Source organism: Acuticoccus sp. (assembly GCF_965213555.1).
Taxonomy (GTDB): Bacteria; Pseudomonadota; Alphaproteobacteria; order Rhizobiales; family Amorphaceae; genus Acuticoccus.
Genome location: NZ_OZ243890.1, coordinates 999702 through 1019474 on the forward strand (window position 1 = coordinate 999702; position 19773 = coordinate 1019474).

A 19773-nucleotide genomic window follows, 5' to 3' on the forward strand; every position below is an offset into this window, starting at 1 on the left:
GACCGCGTTGGGAGGGGTCGGCGCGGCATGATCGTCGCACGACTGCGGCTCCCACCGCACGCCACGCTCCATTCGTCGCATGTCCGACACGCTGCGTCCCAGAGCGGGGAGGCCGTGGCCGCATCAGGGGAGCGGCCGGTTCACGCTCATGCATCTCGCCCCAGGCTTGCCGGAAGATCTGCCCAGCCGACCAGAGGAACAGCGCTGCCATCAGCGTCGCGAAGACGAGGTCGCGCCACGCCGAGCCGAGGAGCAGCACGCCGCCCGTCGCCGCCATCAGCCCGACGGGGCCCATCACCGGCGCGTCGGGAACGCCAAGGACCGGCCGTCATCTCGACCGCGCACATCGCCGCGTTGATGGCGATCACAATTCAGAGCGCCTGCCGGAACCCCCGGCGATGTGCCATCGAACCGTTCATGACTGCAGCAGCCTGCGGACAACCGACTTCCCCAGTTCCGTCGATGCCGCCGCACCGCTCCTGTCCGACGACGACAGCCCGTCCACCTCCACGCGCGCCGACCCGTGGACGGCCAGCACCGTCGATCCCGCGGAGATGGGGGGACCGACTTGGGGCAACGGTTCGGCGCTGTCGCCGGGAGCACCGTTCGCCGACGCTGCGTCCCGCCCGTTGCCCCGACCCGACGCCTCGTGTTCGTCAGGGGAGCAATGACGCCAGCGAGGCATGGATGACGACGCTCCTGTTCCGTGTCGAGGGCGAGGATCATGGGATCGACCTCGCCACCGACACCGCGCCGCGGACGACCGAGAAGCTCTTGTCCGTCCTCCCGCTCGGCACCGACGTACACTGCGCCAAGATCGCCGGCAGCCACATCATGTGCCCGGTCCCATTCCTTGCCAGGCCCGAGGCGCTGGCGGACGTGCACGCGATGCCGGCTGGCGCCTTCTTCTATTGGCCGGAGCGGCAGTACGTCGAGCTCACCTATGCCCCTCTCCAGGCCGAAACGGCGTCCGTCATCCCGCTCGGCCGCCTCACCGGCGACCTGGCCTGGCTCGAGGAGTTCGCCGAACGTCAACGGCGCGAGCAGGGCACGCGCACGTTCCCCGCCGAGCTGCGGCTTGCCGGGGCGCGTGTGCCAGCGACCGAGGGCGCGCCGCGTTGCAGCAGTGCGCTCGGGCGCATCCGCGACGCTCGCCGCGCGGCTTGGCGGGCCGAGCCGGCGGAGGTCCGCGAGCTCTTGGCGCGGCGGGGCAAGATGCTGCCCTTCGGTGCGCTACACATGGCCGAGGGCGAGCTGCGCAAGCTCCAGGAGCTTCTCTGGCTCGTCTGGCGCGACGGCGACATGGGAGCGCCCCAGCTCGCGATCGCCCGGTTCGCGATCGAGGCGGCGATCACCAGGGTGGGCGGCTTCTGCCACCTCTCGAGCACGCAGTCCATCCTCGCCCACGGCGTCGCCGCGCTCGAGGAGGATGACGCGTCCGAGGTCCTGGAGGAGCTCATCCTGTACGCCGGACGCATGGCTGCGTGGCTCGACGCGCGCATGCCCTGGTGGGCCTACAACGAGGCCACCCTCGCGTCCCTCGAAGGCTGACCCGCCGCTCGTCCCGGTTGGGGGGCGTCGTTTGACATGTTGACCCGCAAGGGCCAGCGTGACGGTGACCAACATTGACGAGGTTCCATGTCCCTGAAGCGGATCCAAGCCGGCCCACGCATGAGCCAGGCCGTCGTGCACGGAGGCGTTGTCCACACCGCCGGCCAAGTGGCGCAGAGCGCCCCCGGCGAAAGCGCGGCGGACCAGACGCGCGCCATCCTTGCGCAGATCGACGGGCTGCTCTCCGAGGCGGGGACCGACAAGACGAAGCTCCTCACGGCGACCATCTGGCTCGCCGACATGAGCGACTTCGCGGCGATGAACGAGGTGTGGGACGCGTGGGTCGCCCCGGGCGATCCGCCGACGCGGGCGTGCGTGGAGTCCAAGCTCGCCGCGCCGCAGTTCACGGTGGAGATCGCGGTCAGCGCCGCGGTCTGAGCGCCGCCCGGAGCAGGAGGGTAAGCCGATGGACATGGTGCGCGAGGCGGTGAGCGAGCCCGCCGTCAACCTCAGGCATCTGCCGTTCGAGCTCGACGCCGGCATCGGTGCGCGGGCACGGATCGGCGTGATGGTCCTCGCCACCGACCAGACGCTCGAGCACGAGCTGCGCCGGCTCCTGCGCCTCGACGGCGTCGCGTACTACGAGAGCCGCCTCTTCAACGACGCGACCATCACCGCAGAAACGCTGCGCGAGATGGAGGCGAGGCTCCCCGAGGCGGCCGGCCTGATCCTCCCCGGCATGGACCTCAACGTCGTCGCCTACGCCTGCACGTCCGGGGCGATGGCGATCGGCGAGGACGTGGTGTTCGAGCGCATCCGGGAGGTGCGTCCGGGCATCGCCTGCACCACCCCCATCACCGCAGCGATGGCCGGCATCGAGGCCCTCGGCGCGCGACGGATCGCGCTCCTCACGCCCTACCGGGACGACCTTAACCAGTCCATGCGGTCCTGGATCGAGGCGCGTGGCGTGTCGGTCCCGGTGGTCGGCTCGTTCAACGAGGAGGACGACCTCAAGGCGGCGCGCATCTCCGTCGCCTCCATCGAGAGGGCGGTGATCGAGGTGGGCCGGCATCCGGAGGTGGACGCCGTGTTCGTCGCGTGCACGAGCCTGCGGGTCGCGGACATCATCGCGAGCGCCGAGGAGACGCTCGGCAAGCCGGTGACGTCCAGCAACCATGCGCTGGCCTGGCACTGCCTGCGGCTCGCCGGCGTCGACGACGCGCTGCCGCAGTTCGGCCGGCTCTACACGATGCCGTTGGCATCGAGGGGTTAGCGGGAGCCACCCACCGCCAAAAAGACCGCTCGAAACCCAACGGGCTAGAGCGTCTTCTGGGGATCTGAGTAGAAGCGGCGTGCTGTAGCCGTGCCCACGCCGCTCGGTTCAGGCAGCGTACGCCATCCCTGAAACGTCGATGGCCGGGGTGCGGCCCGCGATGAGGTCGGCCGTGACGCGGGCGGAGCCGTGCGACATGGTCCACCCCATGTGGCCCTGCCCCGTGTTGACGTAGAGGTTCCGGTACCTCGCGCGGCCGAGCACGGGCGTGCCCTCCGGCGTCATCGGGCGCAGGCCCGACCAGTACGACGCGCGGTCGAAGTCGCACGCATCGGGGAACAGCGCCCGTGCCACGCCGAGCGCGGTCGTGAAGTCGGCCGGCTTGTGCGCGGTCCCGTAGCCGGAGAGCTCCGCGGTCGCCGTCATCCGCACCCGCTCGCCCATGGGCGTGTAGGCGACGAGGACGTTCTCGTCGACCGCCGCCACCTTCGGCGCAACGTTGTTGTTCTTGACCGGCAGCGTCACCGCGTAGCCCTTCACCGGGTAGATCGGCAGCCTCACGCCGATCCTGCGCCCGACCGCCGGCGACTGGCTGCCGAGCGACAGCACGAAGCCGTCGCCATGGACGGGCTCGCCGTCCGTCTCCACCGCGACGACCTGTTCGCCGTCCGTCACGACCTTGGTGATCGTCGTGTCGAAGCGGAAGTCCACGCCCCGCTCGCGGCACACCTCCACCAGGCCGTTGGTGAACGCGTGGCAGTCCCCGGTCTCGTCGGTGGGGCAGTAGAGCCCGCCGTGGATCGTGTCCCTCGCCCCGGCGAGGGCGGCGTCGACGCCGACGACGCCGTCGAAGTCGAGCCGCTCCAGGGTCTGCCCGCCCTCCTCCAGGATCTTGGCCCGCTCGGCGCCTTTGTCGAAGGACTGCGCGTCGCGGAACAGGTAGAGGATGCCGTCGGTGCGGCGGTCGTAACTGACCCCCGTGGCGGCCACGGTCTCGCCGAGGCACTCCTGCGAGTACTGGCACAGCGCGAGCTTGCGCAGCGTGTTCGCCCGCGACTTGGGCGCGGTGCACTGGGCGAGGAAGCGCAGGCACCAGGCCCACATGCGCGGGTCGGCGGACAGCTTCAGCCGCAGCGCCTGGTCGCTCTGGACGATCGAGCGCAGCAGGATCATCGGGGCCTTCGGGGACGCCCAGGTGAGCGCGTGGCCCGGAGCGATCATGCCGGCGTTGCCGTAGCTCGTCTCGTTGGCCGCCAGCGGCTGGCGATCCACCACGGTGACCTGATGGCCGTCCTTGGACAGCTCGTAGGCCGTCGTCACGCCGACGATGCCGGCTCCCAACACCACGATGTGCATGTCATCCCCTCACTGGCGGTGCGCCGTTGCGATGGTCACGGGACCACCGCGACCTTGCCGAAGAGCTGGCGCCGCTCCATCGCGCGGAACGCCTCGCGCGCGTCCTCGAGCGGCCAGGTCGCCGAGACGACGGGGGCAAGACGGCCCTCCTGCGTCAGCTCGATGAGCTCCGCGACGTCCTCCTTGGACCAGCCGTTCGAGCCGATGATCGTCTGCTCGAACGTCCAGATGAAGCGGATGTCCGTCTGCGGATCGTAGCCCGCCGTCGCGCCGCAGGTGAGCATCCGCCCCCCCTTGGTGAGCGCGCGCAGGGACGGCACCCAGGTGTCGCCTCCAGTAAAGTTCACGATCACGTCGACCCCACCGCCGCCGGCGATCCGCGGCTTGCCATGGCGGGCGTAGACCTCCTTGTGGAACTCCGCCTTCATGTAGTTGATGCCCTCGTCGGCGCCGAGCTCGGCGAGCCGCTCCAGCTTCTCGTCGGACGAGGCTGCCACGATCACGTGCGCGCCGGCCATCTTCGCGAGCTGGACGCAGCAGGTCCCGACGCCGCCGGACGCCCCGAGGATGAGCACCTTCTCGCCCGCTGCGACGGCGCCGCGACGCACCACCATGCGGTAGGCGGTGCCGTAGGCACAGGGGATCGACGCGGCGACCTCGAACGACATGGCATCGGGGATCGCGATGAGCTGCTCGGCGCGCACCTTGACGAGCTCGGCGAGCCCGCCGTGCATCATCTCGCCGAGGAGGCGTCCCGAGCGCCGCTCGATGGGGTCGACGACGACGCGATCACCGATGCTCCAGCCCTCGACCCCCTCGCCGACGCCTTCCACAGTGCCGGCGACGTCGATGCCCATGATCATCGGCATGGGGACCTTGATCCCCGGCATCCCCTTGAGGGTAAAGAGGTCGTGGTAGTTCAGCGTGCAGGCGCCGACACGCAGGACCACCTCGCCCTCGCCTGCGACGGGCTCGGGGAAGCCGTGCTCGAACGCGATGTCGTCGATGGCGCCGTGGGCGTGGATGACCTGAGCCCTCATGGCCGTCTCCCGTTGCGCAGCCCGCGTCCCACCGACGGCGACGCACGATCGGCGCGATGATCGGCTCCCCGCACGGCCTCGTCTAGCCCGGCTGGGCCGAGTAGGTGCCGCGGCCGACCGCGGTCAGCCGTCCCTGCTCGTCCATCACGTCGACGTCGGCGACGCCGACGGTGCGGCCGACGCGCCTCGCGGTCGCGGTCGCGGTCAGCGCGTTGCCGGTCGACGGCCGCAGGTAGTCGACGCGGAAGTTGATCGTCGGCACCGCGCCCCCGACACGGACGGCGACGGCAAGGTCTCCCACGGTGTCGATCAGCGCGGCGATGGCGCCGCCGTGGAACTGGCCGGTCATTGAGCCCCCCCGCTCCAGCTCCGGCCGCATGGGCATCCTCATGGTGACGGTGCCGGCCTGCGCGTCGAGCTCCACGAGCGACAGGTTCAGGAAGGAGACGAACGGGCTCCCGTCGAGGAACTGCGCCACGATCGCCCGTGCATCGTCCGTCATCGCGTCCGCCATCAGTTGACCAGCACCCGCGGCAGCCACGTCGCGAGCTGGGGGAAGAAGAACACCAGGAGCAACGTCGCCACCTGCAGGCCGACGAACGGCAGCACACCCCTGTACATGTCCATGTAGGTGATCTCCGGCGGCGCGATGGAGCGGAGGTAGAAGATCGAGGGCGCCATCGGCGGCGTGAGGTACGAGGTCTGGATGACGACGATCATGAGGACCGCGAACCAGATCGGGTCGATCCCCGCGGCGTCGATGAGCGGCACGAAGATCGGCAGGCAGATGAGGACGACCGAGACCCAGTCCAGGATGAAGCCGGCGAGGAACACCACCGACAGCATCAGGACGAGGACGCCCGTCTCGCCGAGCGCCAGGAAGTCGACGACGCCGCCGACGAGGTTGTTGCCGCCGTGCACGCGGAAGATGCCCGCGAAGATCGAGCCGCCGACGACGATGAGGAGGATCATGCAGTTGACGAGGAGCGTCTCGCGCAGCGCGTCCACCAGCACGGCGAGGGACAGGCGCCGGTAGACGAGGGCGAGGAGCACGGTCCCGAGTGCGCCGACCGCCGCGGCCTCGGTGGGCGTCGCGATCCCGAGCATGATCGCTCCGAGCACGCAGAAGATCAGGACGATGACGGGGACGAGCGCCGTCAGCGTGACGATGATGCGCTCGACGATGGGAGGGCGGTCGACCGAGGGCACCGCCGGTCCCCAGGCCGGGCGGATGGCGCACACAGCGAGGATGAAGAAGAAGAAGCCCGCGACCATGATCGCGCCCGGCAGGAGAACCGCGCTGAACAGCTGGCCGATGGAGATGTTCGCCACCGAGGCGTAGATCACGACGACGAGGGACGGCGGGATCATCGTCCCGAGCGAGCCGCCCGAGCAGATGACGCCGGCGATCAGCGACCGGTTGTAGCGGTAGGCGAGCATGGCCGGGATCGCCATCACGCCGATGAGCACCTCGACCGCACCGACGATGCCGGTCGTCGCCGCCACGAGCCCCGCCATCGACATCGTCGCGAGCCCGAGCCCGCCGGGCAGGCGGCCGAGCCACATCTGCAGCGCCTCGAACAGGCGCTGGGCGATGCCGGACCGCTCCAGCATGAAGCCCATGAAGACGAACGGCGGCACCGCGGACAGCGCGAAGTTCGAGGCGGTCTGCGTGATACCGGCGTACATCTGCAGCGCGATCACGTCGCCGTAGATCGGCAGGCCGAACAGCGCGGCAGTGACCAGCAGCGAGAACGAGATCGGGATCCCGAGGAACACGAACGCGAAGAGGACCGGGAACATCAGCCCGGCCAGGAGCTCGTTCGTCATCGCACGCGGTCAGGCACCGCAGGCGCCTCGCGCGAGGACGACGGCGCGTCGTTGCGGCCGGTCCCCGGCGGTGGGACCGCGGACGGGTCGACGACCCCGATGAGGTGCCGGATCGCCTCCGCCACCACCTGGACCGCGAGCCCGGTGACGCCGAGCGCGATGCCGGTGAGGAAGGGCCAGACGAGCGGCTCCCACACGCTCATGTTCTCGAGCGTGCCGCGCTCGTAGGCCCGCCACGCCTTCTGAATGGAGCTTTGGCTGGTGAGCACAAGGAGCGGGAGGAACAGGCCGACGTAGAAGGCGAGGTTGATCGCGTGCTGCAGACGGACCGGCAGGCGCGTCGCCAGGAAGTCGATGCGCACGTGCGCGTCGCGGCGCAGCGCGTAGGCCGCGCCGATGAGGAACAGGCTGCCGTTCGTCATGTAGGTGATGTCGTTCGCCCAGATCGTCGGCGCGTTGAAGAAGCGGCGGGCGACGACCTCGTAGAGCATGACCACGACGAGGACGATGATCATCACCATCGCGATGCCGGCGAGCGCGTGGCCGATCCGGTCGAGCGCCGGCAGGATGCGGTGGAGGAGGAGCGCCTTCATGGGCGAACGGCGGCGCGAGGGGCCGCGCCGCTGTTGAGCGGTCAGTCCGCGTGGTCGACGACGAGGTACTTGGAGTTCGCGATCCAGCGGTCCTGGAAATCGAAAATCGACTGCGAGACCTTCTGCGGCCACGGGTTGCCGCTGGCCGACGCCTCCTCGGAGGCCTTGCGCGCCCACTCGCGGGCACCCGCGCGGGCCTCCGCGATGAACTCGTCGGGCAGGCGGATGAGCTCGTTGTCCCCGGCCTCGGCCCGCGCGGTGATCTGCTCCACGGCGTCGAGGTCGGAGGCGATGATCTTCAGCATGGAATCGAAGGTGACGACCTTCGCCGCCGTCCTGATGGCGAGCTTGATGTCGTCGGGCAGCTCGTCCCAGTCCTCCTGCCGCATCATCAGCTCGAACGCCCAGGCCGGCGCGTGGATGCCGGGATAGATCACGTAGGGCGTCACCTCGTGGTAGCCGCGCGCGAAGTTCTCCCCGGGCATGGAGTACTCGGCGAGGTCGACGCCCTGCTTCTCCAGCATCGAGTAGACCTCGCTGCCGGGGACCGTCGTCGGCGAGGCGCCGAACTGGTCGTTGACCACGGCGGCCCAGTTGCCGAGCGTGCGGTACTTCTTGCCCTCGAGGTCCGCGGTCGTCTGGATCGGCACGTGGCTGTGCGCGAACCACTCCGAGGGGCCCGAGCCGAGGGCGATGGAGTGCATGCCCATCGTCTCGCGGCGGTGCTGGGTGAGGAGCTCCTCGCCGCCGCCCATGTAGAGCCAGGAGTGGAACGAGTCGGTGCCGAGCCCGGTGGGAAACAGCGTGATCATCGCGTTCGTGGGGTCCGCCGTGCCGAGGAAGGTCGGCGGCCAGTTGACCATGTCGACCAGCCCGTCCTCCAGCGCCTCGTGCAGCTTGAAGATGTTGCCCACGGTGCCCGCCGGCAGCGGTTGGATCTCGACCCGCCCGCCGGTGAGCTGCCCGACGAGGTCGGCGAACGGCTGCGCGATGGTCGTGAAGTAGACCCCGGTCTCGACGTCGATGGTCGCCATGCGGAACTGGTAGTCCTGCGCGCTCGCCGCGCTCGTGCCTAGGACGAGCAGGGCCCCCGCGAGGATCGGTCGGATCGTCATGGTCTCTCCTGTTGCCGCTGTGCCCCCTGCGGGGTCTTGGTGATGTCGCTCACGGGGCCCGCACGCGTCGCGGGGCGCGATGACGGGCCGTCCGGCTGGCCTGCAGCACGGCGACCGGGCGCCCGCATCCGCCTTCTGCAACGGACGTGCCAGACCGTACCCCGACGGCTGGGATCGGCGTCGGTGATGGTCCCTGGTCGATGCCGTTCCCGCCCATCCGCGTGCAGCATCCCGTGTCGTCGATGGCAGCCGATCACGCGTCGACGGTGCTGTCCAGTCCCGTCCCGCCTGCGCCCGTCCCGTTGGCGTTGCCCCGCGCGATGCCCTACGCTCTGCGTGCTGCCCTGGCGGCGTGGGGTGGCAGCTTGGAGCGCGGACGAACGTGACGAACGGCAACCTCGGCTACTTCAGCGCCGCCGCCGCAGCGAGGGGTCCCGACGCGATCGCGCTGATCGACCTCTCGGGGGAGGCGGAACGCGTCGTGCGCTACACCGAGCTCGAGGATCGGCTCGACCGCGTTGCAAGCCTGCTTTCGGCGCGCGGGCTCGGACCGGGCGCACGGCTCGCCATGTGCGTCGGCAACCGCTTCGAGTTCGTCGAGGTGATGTTCGGCGCGATGCGCGCCGGCGTCGTCCCGGTGCCGCTCAACACGCGACAGGGCGCGCCGGTGATCGCCCACATCCTCGCCGATGCCGGCTGCGAGGCCGCCATCGTCGAGCCGGCCTCCAACGCCGTCGCCGCCGACGAGGTGGACGCGGCCGGCATCGGCGTTCGGCTCGCGATGATGCCGGTGGACGGGGACGCCCGGCCCCCTGACGGTTGGGAGGACTACGGGGACGCGATGGCGCGAGCCGAGCCGAGGTTCGAGCCGCCTTCGCTCGCGCCGGATCACGTCGCCTTCCAGCCCTACACGTCCGGCTCCACCGGACGGCCCAAGGGCGTGATCCTCACCCATGCGGGGCAGCTCTGGTGGCTCGACTGCCTGCAGCGCCACTGGCCGTCGACCCCCGATGCCCGCGCGCTCGCCGCCATGCCGCTCTACCACAAGAACGCCATGGCCGGCGCCATCAAGCCGCTGCTCCACGCCGGCGGCTCCGTCGTCATCCTGCCGACCTTCGAGCCGCGCCGCTTCCTCACGACGCTCGCGACGTACCGCTGCACGAAGACAGGCGGCGTGCCAGCGGCCTTCTCCATGATGCTGCGCCACCGCGACCTCATTGGCGAGCTCGACTTCGCCGCGCTGGAGTCGATCACCATCGGCTCCGCCCCGGTCGCGAAGGAGCTCGCCGACGCCATCGAGGCGGCGTTCGGCGTCCCGGTGGGCGAGAGCTACGGGCTCACCGAGGGCGGCCCCGTCATGCTCGGGCCCCCGACGGACGGGCGCCCGGTGCCGCACGGGAGCTGCGGCGTCGCCTGGCCCGAGGGCGAGGTGAAGCTCGTCGACGCGGACGGCACCGAGCACCCGAGCGACGGCGAGCTGTGGGTGAGGAACCCCGGCGTCACGCCGGGCTACCACAACCTGCCCGACGTGACCGCCAAGCGCCTCGGCGACGGGTGGCTGCGCACCGGCGACCTCTTCCACCGCGACGCCGACGGCTTCTACTACTTCCGCGGCCGGACGGACGACATGTTCACCTCGGGCGGCGAGAACATCTACCCGAAGGAGGTGGAGGACCTCCTCCTCTCGCACGAGGCCGTAGTGGACGCCTGCGTCGTCCCGGTGCCGCACGCGGTGAAGGGCGAGGTTCCCGTGGCGCTCGTCATGCTGGCGCGCGAGGACGCGACGACGCCGGCTGCGCTCAAGGAGTTCGCGCTGCGCCAAGGGCCGGCCTACGCGCACCCCCGCGAGGTCGTCGTCGTGGACGAGATCCCGCTGAACGGCGCCGGCAAGGCGGACCGCGTCCGCGTCGCGGCGATGATGTGCGAGCGCTTCCCGCGCCTTGGCCAGTCCGATCGCGATGCCGCGCGCGGCTGATCGCCGGTCGGGCCGACCACCCCGCTACGGGTAGTCGAAGATCGCGGCACGGCCCGTCGTTGAAGGGCTCGCGGCGTGAAGGCTGGCGAGGTGGAGACGGGCCAGCTCACCGGCCTCCAGCGCACCCAGGTCTGCCGCCGCCCCGAGGAAGGCGCGCGCGGCGCCGTCGTCGACGCGGCCCCGCGTCAGGTCGGCGAACTTGTCCACGTAGTGCGGCCAGCGCCACGGATCGCTGCCGTTGGGATGCGCGTCGGCGACCCGCTTCTCACCGGCGACGACGCGGCCGTCGTCGAGCACGATGGCGAGCCGGCCGCCGAACGCGCGGCGCGCAGGATCGGGGTCGCGGTAGGCCCGCGTCCACGCCGGGTCCTCCTCGGTGCGCACCTTGTGCCACAGCGCCACGGTGGATGGGCGCGACGCGCGCTCGCGCGTGTAGCTCGCCTCGTGGTGCCAAGCGCCGTCCTCCAGCGCCACGGCGAGGATGTACATGATCGAGTGGTCGAGCGTCTCTCGGCTCGCCGCAGGGTCCATCTTCTGCGGGTCGTTGGCGCCGGTGCCGATGACGGTGTGGGTGTGGTGGCTCGTCGACAGCACCACCTCGCGCACCGCGGCGAGGTCCTCGACGTCGCGTCGCAGGGCGATGGCGAGGTCGATGACCGCCTGCGCCTGGTACTCGGCCGAGTGCGCCTTGGTGTAGGTCTCGAGGATCGCCCGCGGCGCCTCGCCGGGCGCCGGCAGGGCCACGGTGTAGGCGGCCTCGGGCCCGTCGAGCAGCCACGCGATGACCGAGTCCTCGCCCTCGTAGATCGGGCTCGGGCCGGCCTCGCCGCGCATCGCCCGGTCCACCGCCTCGATGGCGGACTTGCCCGTCGCCGCCGGGGCGAACGCCTTCCACGAGCTGATCTCGCCCTTGCGCGACTGGCGCGTCGAGAACGCCAGGTGGACCGCCTGGTTGATCGCCTGGAAGATCACCTCCGCAGGCAGCGCGAGGAGCGCGCCGAGCCCCGCCACCACCGCCGGCGCGAGGTGGGCGACGTGGTCGATCTTGTGCTTGTGCAGGCAGATCGCCTTCACGAGCGCGACGTGGACCTCGTAGGCGACGGCGATGCCGGTGAGGAGGTCGGCCCCGGAGCAACGGCACTGCTGCGCCACCGCGACGAGTGCGGGGATGGCGTCGGCCGGGTGCGCATAGTCGGCGGCGAGGAAGGTGTCGTGGAAGTCGAGCTCGCGCACCGCCGTGCCGTTCGCCCACGCCGCCCACTCGGCGTGCACGGTCCCGTCCGCCGGGAGCCCGAACACCGTGGCACCGCCGGGGCGAGGATGGGCGAGCGCCATCGCGCGGGCCGCGGCCACCGGCGCACGGTCGAGAGCCGCGACGGCGACGGCCGCGTTGTCGACGATGCGGCAGGCGATCATCTGCGCGACATCATCCTCCACCGGCGGCCGGCCTGCCGCGAAGGCGGCCATCGCCCACGCAAGCTGCGCCTCGCGCGGCAGGCGCGCCGCGGACGGGTGGACGCGGATCTCGTGGTCGATCAACGACCCGGCTCGCCCGGCAGCACCGAGCGCGCGATGGAGGCGTCGAGCGCCTCGTAGTCGTGGTAGCCGATGGTCTCGTAGAGCGCCGCGCGCGGCTGCATGCGGCCCACCCTTGTGTGCGTGCCGCCGTCGGCGCGGATCGCGGCGTAAAGGTCCTCGATGGCTGCGGCGGCGACGCGCAGCGAGGACACCGGCCAGATCACGACCTTCGCGCCGAACGCGGCGAATTGCGCGCTCGTGAAGGCGGGCGTACGGCCGAACTCCGTCATGTTGACGAGGACGGGCGCATCGACGGCGGCGGTGAAGGCGCGGAAGTCGTCCTCCGACACGAGCGCCTCGCCGAAGATGACGTCCGCGCCCGCCGCCACGTAGCGTTGCGCCCGGTGGATCGCCTCGTCGAGGCTGACTGACGCGGCGTCGGTGCGTGCCACGACGAGGGCGTGGCGCCGCGCGCGGCAGGCGGCGGCGACCTTGGCTTCCATCTCCTTCACGGGGGCGAGGCGCTTGTCCGACAGGTGGCCGCACTTCTTGGGCAGCACCTGGTCCTCGAGCTGGATCGCCGCGGCGCCGGCATCCTCGAGCTCGCGCACCGCGCGCATGACGTTGAGCGCCTCGCCGTAGCCGGTGTCGGCGTCGACGATCAGCGGCAGCCCCGTCGCGCGAACGATGCTGCGGGTGAAGAACACGAGCTCGCCGAGCGTCATGACGCCGAGGTCGGGCAACCCCATGGACCCCGTCACCGCGCCGCCAGAGAGGTAGAGCGCCTCGAACCCCGCGCGCTTGGCGAGGAGCCCGGCCAGCGCGTGGTGCGCCCCGGGGACCTCGAGGATGCCCTCTCGCGCGATGAGGCTGGCGAGACGCGTCCCCGCAGGCTCGCCCTCGCGCCCGTCCCCGTTCAGCCACATGCGCGCCTCCCCCGGCACCTGCGCGAGGAGGGTCGTGTTGCCGGCCCCAGGCGCGCTTGATAGCGTCGCCCAAACGACGCCTTGGGAGGGGCATTAGCGGAATGTCACGCAACCTCAAAACCGCCGTCGGCGCTGTGTCGGCCCTCGCGATCCTCGCCGGCACCGCCTGGGCACAGGACGTTCCGGAGGCGCTGCCGGACTACTATCCGGACGATTACGGCCAGATCGTCGAGGAGTGCCGCGGTGAGGGCGGCCTCGTGATCTACTCCAACATGGCGGAGTACAACTGGGCGCCGGTCATCGAGGGCTTCCAGGAGCTGTACGGGGATGTCTCCGTGCAGACGCTGGACCTCGACAGCGGCGAGGTGTTCGAGCGCTACTTCGCGGAGGCGGGCGCCGGCACCGAGACGGCGGACATGCTGGTCAGCGCCGCGCCGGACAAGTGGATCGAGTTCGACGAGCGCGGCTCGGCCCTCGACTACACCTCCCCGGAGCTCGATCAGCTGCCGGAATTCGCCCAGCCGCTCCCCAACGTCTACGTGGTGTCCACCGACCCGATGGTCATCATGTACAACAAGCGCACCCTCGACGAGGACCAGATCCCCAAGAGCCTGCCGGAGCTCGCCTCTATGGTCGAGGCGAACCCAGACGAGCTGGAAGGCAAGGTGACGACCTACGACGTCGGCGCCTCCTCCTTCGGCTACGCCATCGCACGGGCGGTGGCCGACGAGGTCGGCGAGGAGGCGTGGTCCTGGTTCGAGGCCATCGGCCCGGCGACCCGGCCCGAGCGTTCCTCAGGCCCGATGATCGAGAAGCTGACCTCCGGCGAGTACGACATCGGCTACTTCATCTCCGGCATCGTGCTGTTCCCCAAGCTCACTCCGCAGCTCGAAACCATCATCGGCTGGAGCTTCCTCGAGGGTGGCACGCCGCTGTTCCTGCGTGGCGTCGCGATCCCCAAGGAGACCGGCAGCCCGGCGTGCTCCAAGCTGATGCTCGACTACATCCTGTCCACCGCGGGGCAGACCGCGTTCGGCAAGGGCGGGCTGACGCCCTACCGCGAGGACGTCGACGAGGACGCCGTGCTCGGCTACACCTATCAGTCGGTGCTCGAGGCGATCGGCGGCGAGGAGAAGGCGATCCTCATCGATTACGACGCCAGCCAGATCGAGGGCGACGAGGAGTTCCGCAGTCGGTGGACCGCCTCGCTCGACCAGTAGCCTGACGGTGGCCGGGCCGTGGCGGCGGACGCGACGGCCCGGGTCGCGCAACGGGACGTCACCCTATGGCTGACACGGCCGTCACCGCGGGCCTGCCCAAGCGCGGCCCGCTCACCCTCCATCGTGGCGCCGCGGTCCAGTGGGGGCTCGCGCTCCTCACGGTGGTGCTCGTCATCGCCCCCATCGTGCCGGTGGCGTTCCAGTCCTTCGTCGTCGGCCCGCTCTACGACCGCGAATGGTCGCTGACCCTTGCGAACTACGGCGAGCTGTTTGCCAGCCCGGTGCTCGGCGAGCTCGCGTTCAACACGCTCGTTTTCTCCGCCGTGACGACCCTCGTCGCGCAGGTGGTGGGCGCGGTCACCGCCATCCTCGTCGGCCGCACCGACATTCCAATGCGCAGCGTCCTCGGCGACGTCCTGATGTGGCCGCTCTTCGTGTCCCACCTCGTGCTCGCGTTCGGCTGGTTCCTCGCCTACGGGCCGGCGGGCTACGGCACGATGGCCTTCACGGCGTTGACCGGCGTCGAGGACGCCTGGTCGCTCTACACCCTCGCCGGGATGGGGCTCGTGGCGGGCATCGCCCAGGCGCCGCTCGCGTTCCTGTACTGCCTCAGCGCGACCAACTCGGCGAACCCGTCGCTGGAGGACGCGGCGCGGATCTCCGGCGCCGGACCGATGCGGACCCTGTGGTCGGTGACGATCCCGCTCATCCGCCCGGCGATCCTGTTCAGCGCAATCCTCAACTTCACCATCGCCATCGAGATGCTCGCGATCCCGCTGCTGTTCGGCGGACCGACCGGGCTCAACATGTTCACCACCTACCTCTACGTGGAGGGCATCCTGGCGCCGCAGCCGAACTATGGGCTGGTGGGCGCGGCGGCGGTCCTCCTCCTGGTGGTCGTCACTGGCCTCGTGTGGTTGCAGGGGCGCCTGCTGCGCGAGGCGGGCCGCTTCGTCACGGTGCGCGGCAAGGCGGTCGCGCCGCGGCGCTTCCCGCTCGGGCCGTTCAAGTGGCCGTTCTTCGCGCTGCTGGTCGCCTACGTCATCCTCGCGATCCTGATCCCGACGGGCGGCCTCATCCTGCGTGCGGTGACGAGCTTCGTCTCGCCGTTCATCCCGCCGTGGGAGCTCCTGACCCTGGAGCACTTCGAGCTCATCTTCTCCTACCCCGCGTTCCGCCGCTCCATCGTCAACACGGTGCTCATCGCGGCGATCGGCGGGGCCATCGCCACGGCCTACGTGGTCGGCATCGCGCTCGTCACCCATCGGTCGGACTTCCGCTACCGCCGGGCCCTCGAGTTCCTGGCGCTCTACCCGCGGGCGATCCCGGGCATCATCGTCGGCATCGGCTTCTTCTATGCGGCGATCATCATCCCGCCCATGGGATGGCTGCGGAACACGATCTGGATCCTCATCCTCGCGTTCACCATGCGCTACATCCCGACGGGGTTCGGGGCCATCGTGCCCAGCCTCTTCCAGCTCGACCGCGACCTCGACCGCAGCGCGCGCACCGTCGGCGCGGACTGGCTGACGACGAGCCGCGTGATCCTGCTCCAGCTCCTGAAGCCCGCGGTGTTCTCCTGCTACGCGCTCCTCTTCATCCACTTCTTCAAGGAGTACGTGGCGGCGGTGTACCTGTTCGCGCCTGGCAGCGAGGTGATCGGCACGACGATGCTCACCTTCTGGGTCCAGGGCGACACCGGCCCGGTGTCGGCGCTGGCGTGCATCCAGGTGGCGATCACCGTGGTGTTCATTACGATCGCGCGGAAGACGATGGGGGTGAAGATCTATGGCTGAGCTCGTCGTCAGCGACCTCGTCAAGCGGTTCGGGCCGGTGACCGCCGTCGACCGCGTGAGCTTCACCGTGCGCGACGGCGAGTTCATGACGCTGCTCGGCCCCTCCGGCTGCGGCAAGTCGACCACGCTCGCCGCGGTCGCCGGGCTCGACCACCCCGACGAGGGGGAGATCAGGGCCGGCGACGTCGTCTACTTCTCGTCGAAGTCGGGCCGCGTGCTGGCGCCGGAGAACCGCAACGTCGGCCTCGTCTTCCAATCCTACGCGCTGTGGCCGCACATGACGGTGGCCGACAACCTCGCCTTCCCCTTGAAGCTCAGGAAGGTCGCGCGGCGCGAGCGGGACCGGCGCATCGACGACATCCTTGCGCTCGTGGAGATGGCCGAGCACCGCGCGCGCTACCCGCACCAGCTCTCCGGCGGGCAGCAGCAGCGTGTGGCGCTCGCCCGCACCCTCGTCTACGAGCCGGCGCTCCTCCTCCTCGACGAGCCGCTGTCGAACCTCGACGCCAAGCTCCGCGACCGGGCGCGCACGTGGTTGCGGCAGCTCCAGTCGCGCGTCGGCATCACCACGATCTACGTGACGCACGACCAGGTCGAGGCGCTTGCCCTGTCGGACCGGATCGCGGTCATGCAGTCGGGCCAGATCCTCCAGCTCGCCCCGCCCCGCGAGGTCTATGAGGCGCCCGCCTCGCCCTTCGTGGCGGACTTCATCGGCACGTCGAACTTCTTCGAGGGCGAGGCGATGTCGCTCGAGGACGGCGTCGCCACCGTGCGCCTGCCGGACGGGCAGACGCTCGCGGCGCGTACCGGCGAGACGCCGCGTGCCGGCCAGCCGGTCACCGTCGCGGTGCGGCCGGAGAAGATCGACCTCTTGCCCGCCGCCGAGCTCGACCGTCCCGCCGAGCCGGAGCGCAGCTTGCTGCGCGCCACGGTGCGCGAGCGCAGCTACCTCGGCGCGCGCTACGAGTTCCTCGTCGAGGTCGAGGGCCTCGTCCTGCGCGTGGAGAGCGCCACCGCGCTGGACAACGGCCCCGTCGCCGTGGCGATCCCGGTGGACGGCTGCGTGCTCTTCGTGCGCGACCCGCAGGCGTCTGGTCGTACGGACGCCCGCCCGCTCGAGGCCGCCGCCGAGTGAGCGCACCGCTCCCCCGGAAGGACTACGAGCCGGACGCGCCGGCGCCCCTCGACGGCGTGCGCATCCTCGACCTGTCGCGCCTCGTCGCCGGCAACATGATCTCGAGCGTGCTGGCCGACCTCGGCGCCGACGTCGTCAAGGTCGAGCGCCCCGGGCGCGGCGACGACCTGCGCGGCTGGACCGTGAAGGGCGTCTCCACGCACTGGAAGGTGTACGCGCGCAACAAGCGCTCCGTCGTCATCGACCTGCGCCAGGAGGAGGGCAAGGCGGTCCTCCTGAGGCTCGTGGCGACGGCCGGCGTCCTCATCGAGAACTACGTGCCGGGCACGCTCGAGGCCATGGGCCTCGGGCCGGAGGTCCTCCACGAGGCGAACCCCAAGCTCGTCATCGTGCGCGTCTCGGGGTGGGGGCAGACCGGCCCGTTCCGCCACAAGCCGGGGTTCGGCACGCTCGTGGAGGCGATGTCCGGCTTCGCGTCGATGAACGGCTACGGCGACCGCCCGCCGGTGCTGCCGCCGCTCGCCCTCGCCGACATGATCGCCGGGCTCTACGGCTCGACGGCGGTGCTGACCGCGCTGCGTCACGTGGAGGTGTCCGGCGGCGAGGGGCAGGTGATCGACCTGTCCCTCCTCGAATCGATCCACTCGATCCTCGGACCGGAGGCAGCGATCTACCAGCTCACCGGGCGGCCCAAGCCGCGCACCGGCAGCCGCTCCAACACCGCCGCGCCGCGCAACATCTACCGCTGCCGCGACGGGCGCTACGTCGCGATGTCGGCGTCCATGCAGTCGATGGCCGAGCGGCTGCTGCGCGCCATCGGACGGCCCGACCTCGTGGACGATCCCAAGTACCGCACGAACGCCGACCGCCTTGCCCACAACGACGAGCTCGACGCGATCATCGCGGACTACATGGCCGAGCACACCCAGGCGGAGAACCTCGCCCACTTCGAGGCGGCGGGCGTCACCGTCGGGCCGGTGTGCGACGTCGCCGAGCTCGGCGAGCATCCCTACACCGCCGGGCGCGAGGTGCTCGCGTCCTGGCCGGACGACGAGATGGAGCAACTGCCCATGCACACGATCGTGCCGCGCCTGTCGGCGACGCCGGGACGCATCCGCCGTCCGGCCCCCAAGCTCGGCGAGCACACCGACGAGCTGCTCGCCGAGTTGGGCCTCTCCGGGGACCTCGCACGCCTGCGTGCGGAGGGCGTCGTCGGATGAGCCGTCCGCTGCCGGTCTGGCGCTCGCTTCTGTTCGTGCCAGTCAACGTCGAGCGCTACGTGGAGAAGGCGCACGCGCGCGGCGCCGACGCGATCCAGCTCGACCTCGAGGACAGCGTGCCGCTGGCCCAGAAGGCCGAGGCGCGCACGATGGTGCGCGAGGCGGCGCGACGCGTCTCCACCGGTGGCGCCGACGTGGTGGTGCGCATCAATCGGCCGGTGCGCATGGCGCTCGCCGACCTCGAGGCCTGCGTCTGGCCCGAGGTCGGCGCCATCGCGCTGCCCAAGGTCGCCGGGGCCGTCCACGTCAGGCTGATCGCGGAGGTGATCGACGAGCTCGAGGCCGAGCGCGGCATGCCCGTCGGCACGACCAAGCTGATCGCGATGATCGAGACCGCGGAGGCGTACTTCGAGGCGCGCGAGATCGCAGCGGCCCACCCGCGCCTCGTCGGCCTCAACCTCGGGGCGGAGGACTTCGCCGTCTCCACCGGCATGCTGCCGGAGGCGGATGGGCTCTACGTGCCGAAGATGACCATCGTGATGGCGGCGCGGGCAGCCGGTGTCCTGCCGCTCGGCTTCATCGGGACGGTGGCGGACTACGCCGACCTCGACGCGTTCCGTGCCACGATCCGCCGCTCGCGCCGCCTCGGGTTCCGCGGCTCGAGCTGCATCCACCCGGGACAGGTCGCGATCCTCAACGAGGAGTTCGCGCCGAGCCCCGAGGAGGTGGATCACGCCCAGGGGATGCTCTCCGCCTACGACGACGCCATCGCCGCCGGGCGCGGCTCGGTGGAGTACCGTGGTAAGATGATCGACGTGCCGGTGGTCGAGCGCGCCCGCGAGCTCATCGCGGTGCACGACGCGATCGCCGCGCGCCAGGGCGGATCGCCCTAGGCCCCGCTGCGCGCCGCGATCAGCTGGTAGCCCGAACCGCGGGCCGCCTCGATGGCGATCCCGTCGAGCTTGCGTTGCAGCCGCCCGACGTCGACGACGTTGCTCATCGGGTCGCGATCGGCCCCCCAATGCGATCGACCGGATGCGCTCGCGCGAGAACACGGTCCCAGGGTGGGATGCCATCAGAGCGGGCACGTCCAACTCGGTCCTGGTGAGCTCGACTTGCATTCTGGCCACGCGCACCTCGCGTGCGGCAAGGTCGAGGGACAGCGCACCGACGGTGAGAACCTGCTCGCTCGCGCTGCCGAGGGGGACGTCCCGACGACGGTAGA

At 70.7% G+C, this 19773-nt stretch carries 17 protein-coding genes; 9 read left to right on the plus strand and 8 right to left on the minus strand.

Annotation, left to right across the window (positions count from 1 at the left end; genetic code table 11):
- The first annotated feature begins 687 nt into the window (after positions 1 to 687).
- From ACOOE8_RS04895 to ACOOE8_RS04905, 3 genes are all read left to right on the plus strand, one after another.
- Positions 688 to 1551, plus strand: coding sequence for a hypothetical protein (locus ACOOE8_RS04895; RefSeq protein WP_420393730.1), 864 nt, complete (start codon positions 688 to 690; stop codon positions 1549 to 1551).
- A gap of 87 nt (positions 1552 to 1638) precedes the next feature.
- Positions 1639 to 1989 carry a RidA family protein gene (locus ACOOE8_RS04900; protein ID WP_420393731.1) on the plus strand — a complete coding sequence of 117 codons (351 nt, stop codon included), beginning with the start codon at positions 1639 to 1641 and terminating at the stop codon, positions 1987 to 1989.
- A gap of 28 nt (positions 1990 to 2017) precedes the next feature.
- Positions 2018 to 2824, plus strand: coding sequence for a maleate cis-trans isomerase family protein (locus ACOOE8_RS04905; RefSeq protein WP_420393732.1), 807 nt, complete (start codon positions 2018 to 2020; stop codon positions 2822 to 2824).
- Between the two features lie 108 nt (positions 2825 to 2932).
- Here ACOOE8_RS04905 and ACOOE8_RS04910 read toward each other — a convergent pair whose 3' ends face one another.
- The 6 genes from ACOOE8_RS04910 to dctP form a co-directional block, all read right to left on the minus strand.
- A complete protein-coding gene (locus tag ACOOE8_RS04910; RefSeq protein WP_420393733.1) occupies positions 2933 to 4180 on the minus strand; it encodes a D-amino acid dehydrogenase in 1248 nt (415 codons plus the stop codon).
- A gap of 35 nt (positions 4181 to 4215) precedes the next feature.
- Positions 4216 to 5220: a zinc-binding dehydrogenase gene (locus ACOOE8_RS04915; protein WP_420393734.1), complete on the minus strand. Its 1005-nt coding sequence runs from the start codon at positions 5218 to 5220 to the stop codon at positions 4216 to 4218.
- Positions 5221 to 5302: 82 nt separating this feature from the next.
- On the minus strand, positions 5303 to 5722 hold the full coding sequence (locus ACOOE8_RS04920; RefSeq protein WP_420393735.1) for a PaaI family thioesterase: 420 nt from the start codon (positions 5720 to 5722) through the stop codon (positions 5303 to 5305).
- An 11-nt stretch (positions 5723 to 5733) separates the two neighbouring features.
- Complete coding sequence (locus tag ACOOE8_RS04925) at positions 5734 to 7050, minus strand: TRAP transporter large permease (protein WP_420393736.1); 1317 nt, start codon at positions 7048 to 7050, stop codon at positions 5734 to 5736.
- Entirely contained in the window at positions 7047 to 7643 is a 597-nt protein-coding gene (locus ACOOE8_RS04930; protein WP_420393737.1) for a TRAP transporter small permease subunit, read from the minus strand. The genes ACOOE8_RS04925 and ACOOE8_RS04930 overlap by 4 nt, the downstream gene beginning before the upstream one ends.
- A 41-nt stretch (positions 7644 to 7684) precedes the next feature.
- On the minus strand, positions 7685 to 8758 hold the full coding sequence (gene dctP, locus ACOOE8_RS04935) for a TRAP transporter substrate-binding protein DctP (RefSeq protein ID WP_420393738.1): 1074 nt from the start codon (positions 8756 to 8758) through the stop codon (positions 7685 to 7687).
- 382 nt (positions 8759 to 9140) lie between these two features.
- Between dctP and ACOOE8_RS04940 the strand changes: the two genes are divergently transcribed.
- On the plus strand, positions 9141 to 10733 hold the full coding sequence (locus ACOOE8_RS04940) for a class I adenylate-forming enzyme family protein (RefSeq protein ID WP_420393739.1): 1593 nt from the start codon (positions 9141 to 9143) through the stop codon (positions 10731 to 10733).
- A 24-nt stretch (positions 10734 to 10757) separates the two neighbouring features.
- Here the strand turns inward: ACOOE8_RS04940 and ACOOE8_RS04945 are convergent, their stop codons facing one another.
- Both ACOOE8_RS04945 and prpB read right to left on the minus strand, forming a co-directional pair.
- Positions 10758 to 12272, minus strand: a complete 1515-nt coding sequence (locus tag ACOOE8_RS04945) for an MmgE/PrpD family protein (protein WP_420393740.1) — start codon at positions 12270 to 12272, stop codon at positions 10758 to 10760.
- Positions 12269 to 13177 carry a methylisocitrate lyase gene (gene prpB / locus ACOOE8_RS04950; protein WP_420393741.1) on the minus strand — a complete coding sequence of 303 codons (909 nt, stop codon included), beginning with the start codon at positions 13175 to 13177 and terminating at the stop codon, positions 12269 to 12271. The genes ACOOE8_RS04945 and prpB overlap by 4 nt, the downstream gene beginning before the upstream one ends.
- A gap of 101 nt (positions 13178 to 13278) precedes the next feature.
- Between prpB and ACOOE8_RS04955 the strand changes: the two genes are divergently transcribed.
- The 5 genes from ACOOE8_RS04955 to ACOOE8_RS04975 all read left to right on the plus strand — a co-directional run bounded on the left by ACOOE8_RS04955 (position 13279) and on the right by ACOOE8_RS04975 (position 19441).
- Positions 13279 to 14397: an ABC transporter substrate-binding protein gene (locus ACOOE8_RS04955; protein WP_420393742.1), complete on the plus strand. Its 1119-nt coding sequence runs from the start codon at positions 13279 to 13281 to the stop codon at positions 14395 to 14397.
- Between the two features lie 65 nt (positions 14398 to 14462).
- Positions 14463 to 16193, plus strand: a complete 1731-nt coding sequence (locus tag ACOOE8_RS04960; protein ID WP_420393743.1) for an ABC transporter permease — start codon at positions 14463 to 14465, stop codon at positions 16191 to 16193.
- Positions 16186 to 17328 carry an ABC transporter ATP-binding protein gene (locus ACOOE8_RS04965; RefSeq protein WP_420393744.1) on the plus strand — a complete coding sequence of 381 codons (1143 nt, stop codon included), beginning with the start codon at positions 16186 to 16188 and terminating at the stop codon, positions 17326 to 17328. The genes ACOOE8_RS04960 and ACOOE8_RS04965 overlap by 8 nt, the downstream gene beginning before the upstream one ends.
- The gene (locus ACOOE8_RS04970) at positions 17325 to 18548 is read left to right on the plus strand and encodes a CaiB/BaiF CoA transferase family protein (protein ID WP_420393745.1); all 1224 of its coding nucleotides are present in this window, start codon (positions 17325 to 17327) and stop codon (positions 18546 to 18548) included. The genes ACOOE8_RS04965 and ACOOE8_RS04970 overlap by 4 nt, the downstream gene beginning before the upstream one ends.
- Complete coding sequence (locus ACOOE8_RS04975) at positions 18545 to 19441, plus strand: HpcH/HpaI aldolase/citrate lyase family protein (protein WP_420393746.1); 897 nt, start codon at positions 18545 to 18547, stop codon at positions 19439 to 19441. The genes ACOOE8_RS04970 and ACOOE8_RS04975 overlap by 4 nt, the downstream gene beginning before the upstream one ends.
- Positions 19442 to 19773 lie beyond the last annotated feature (332 nt).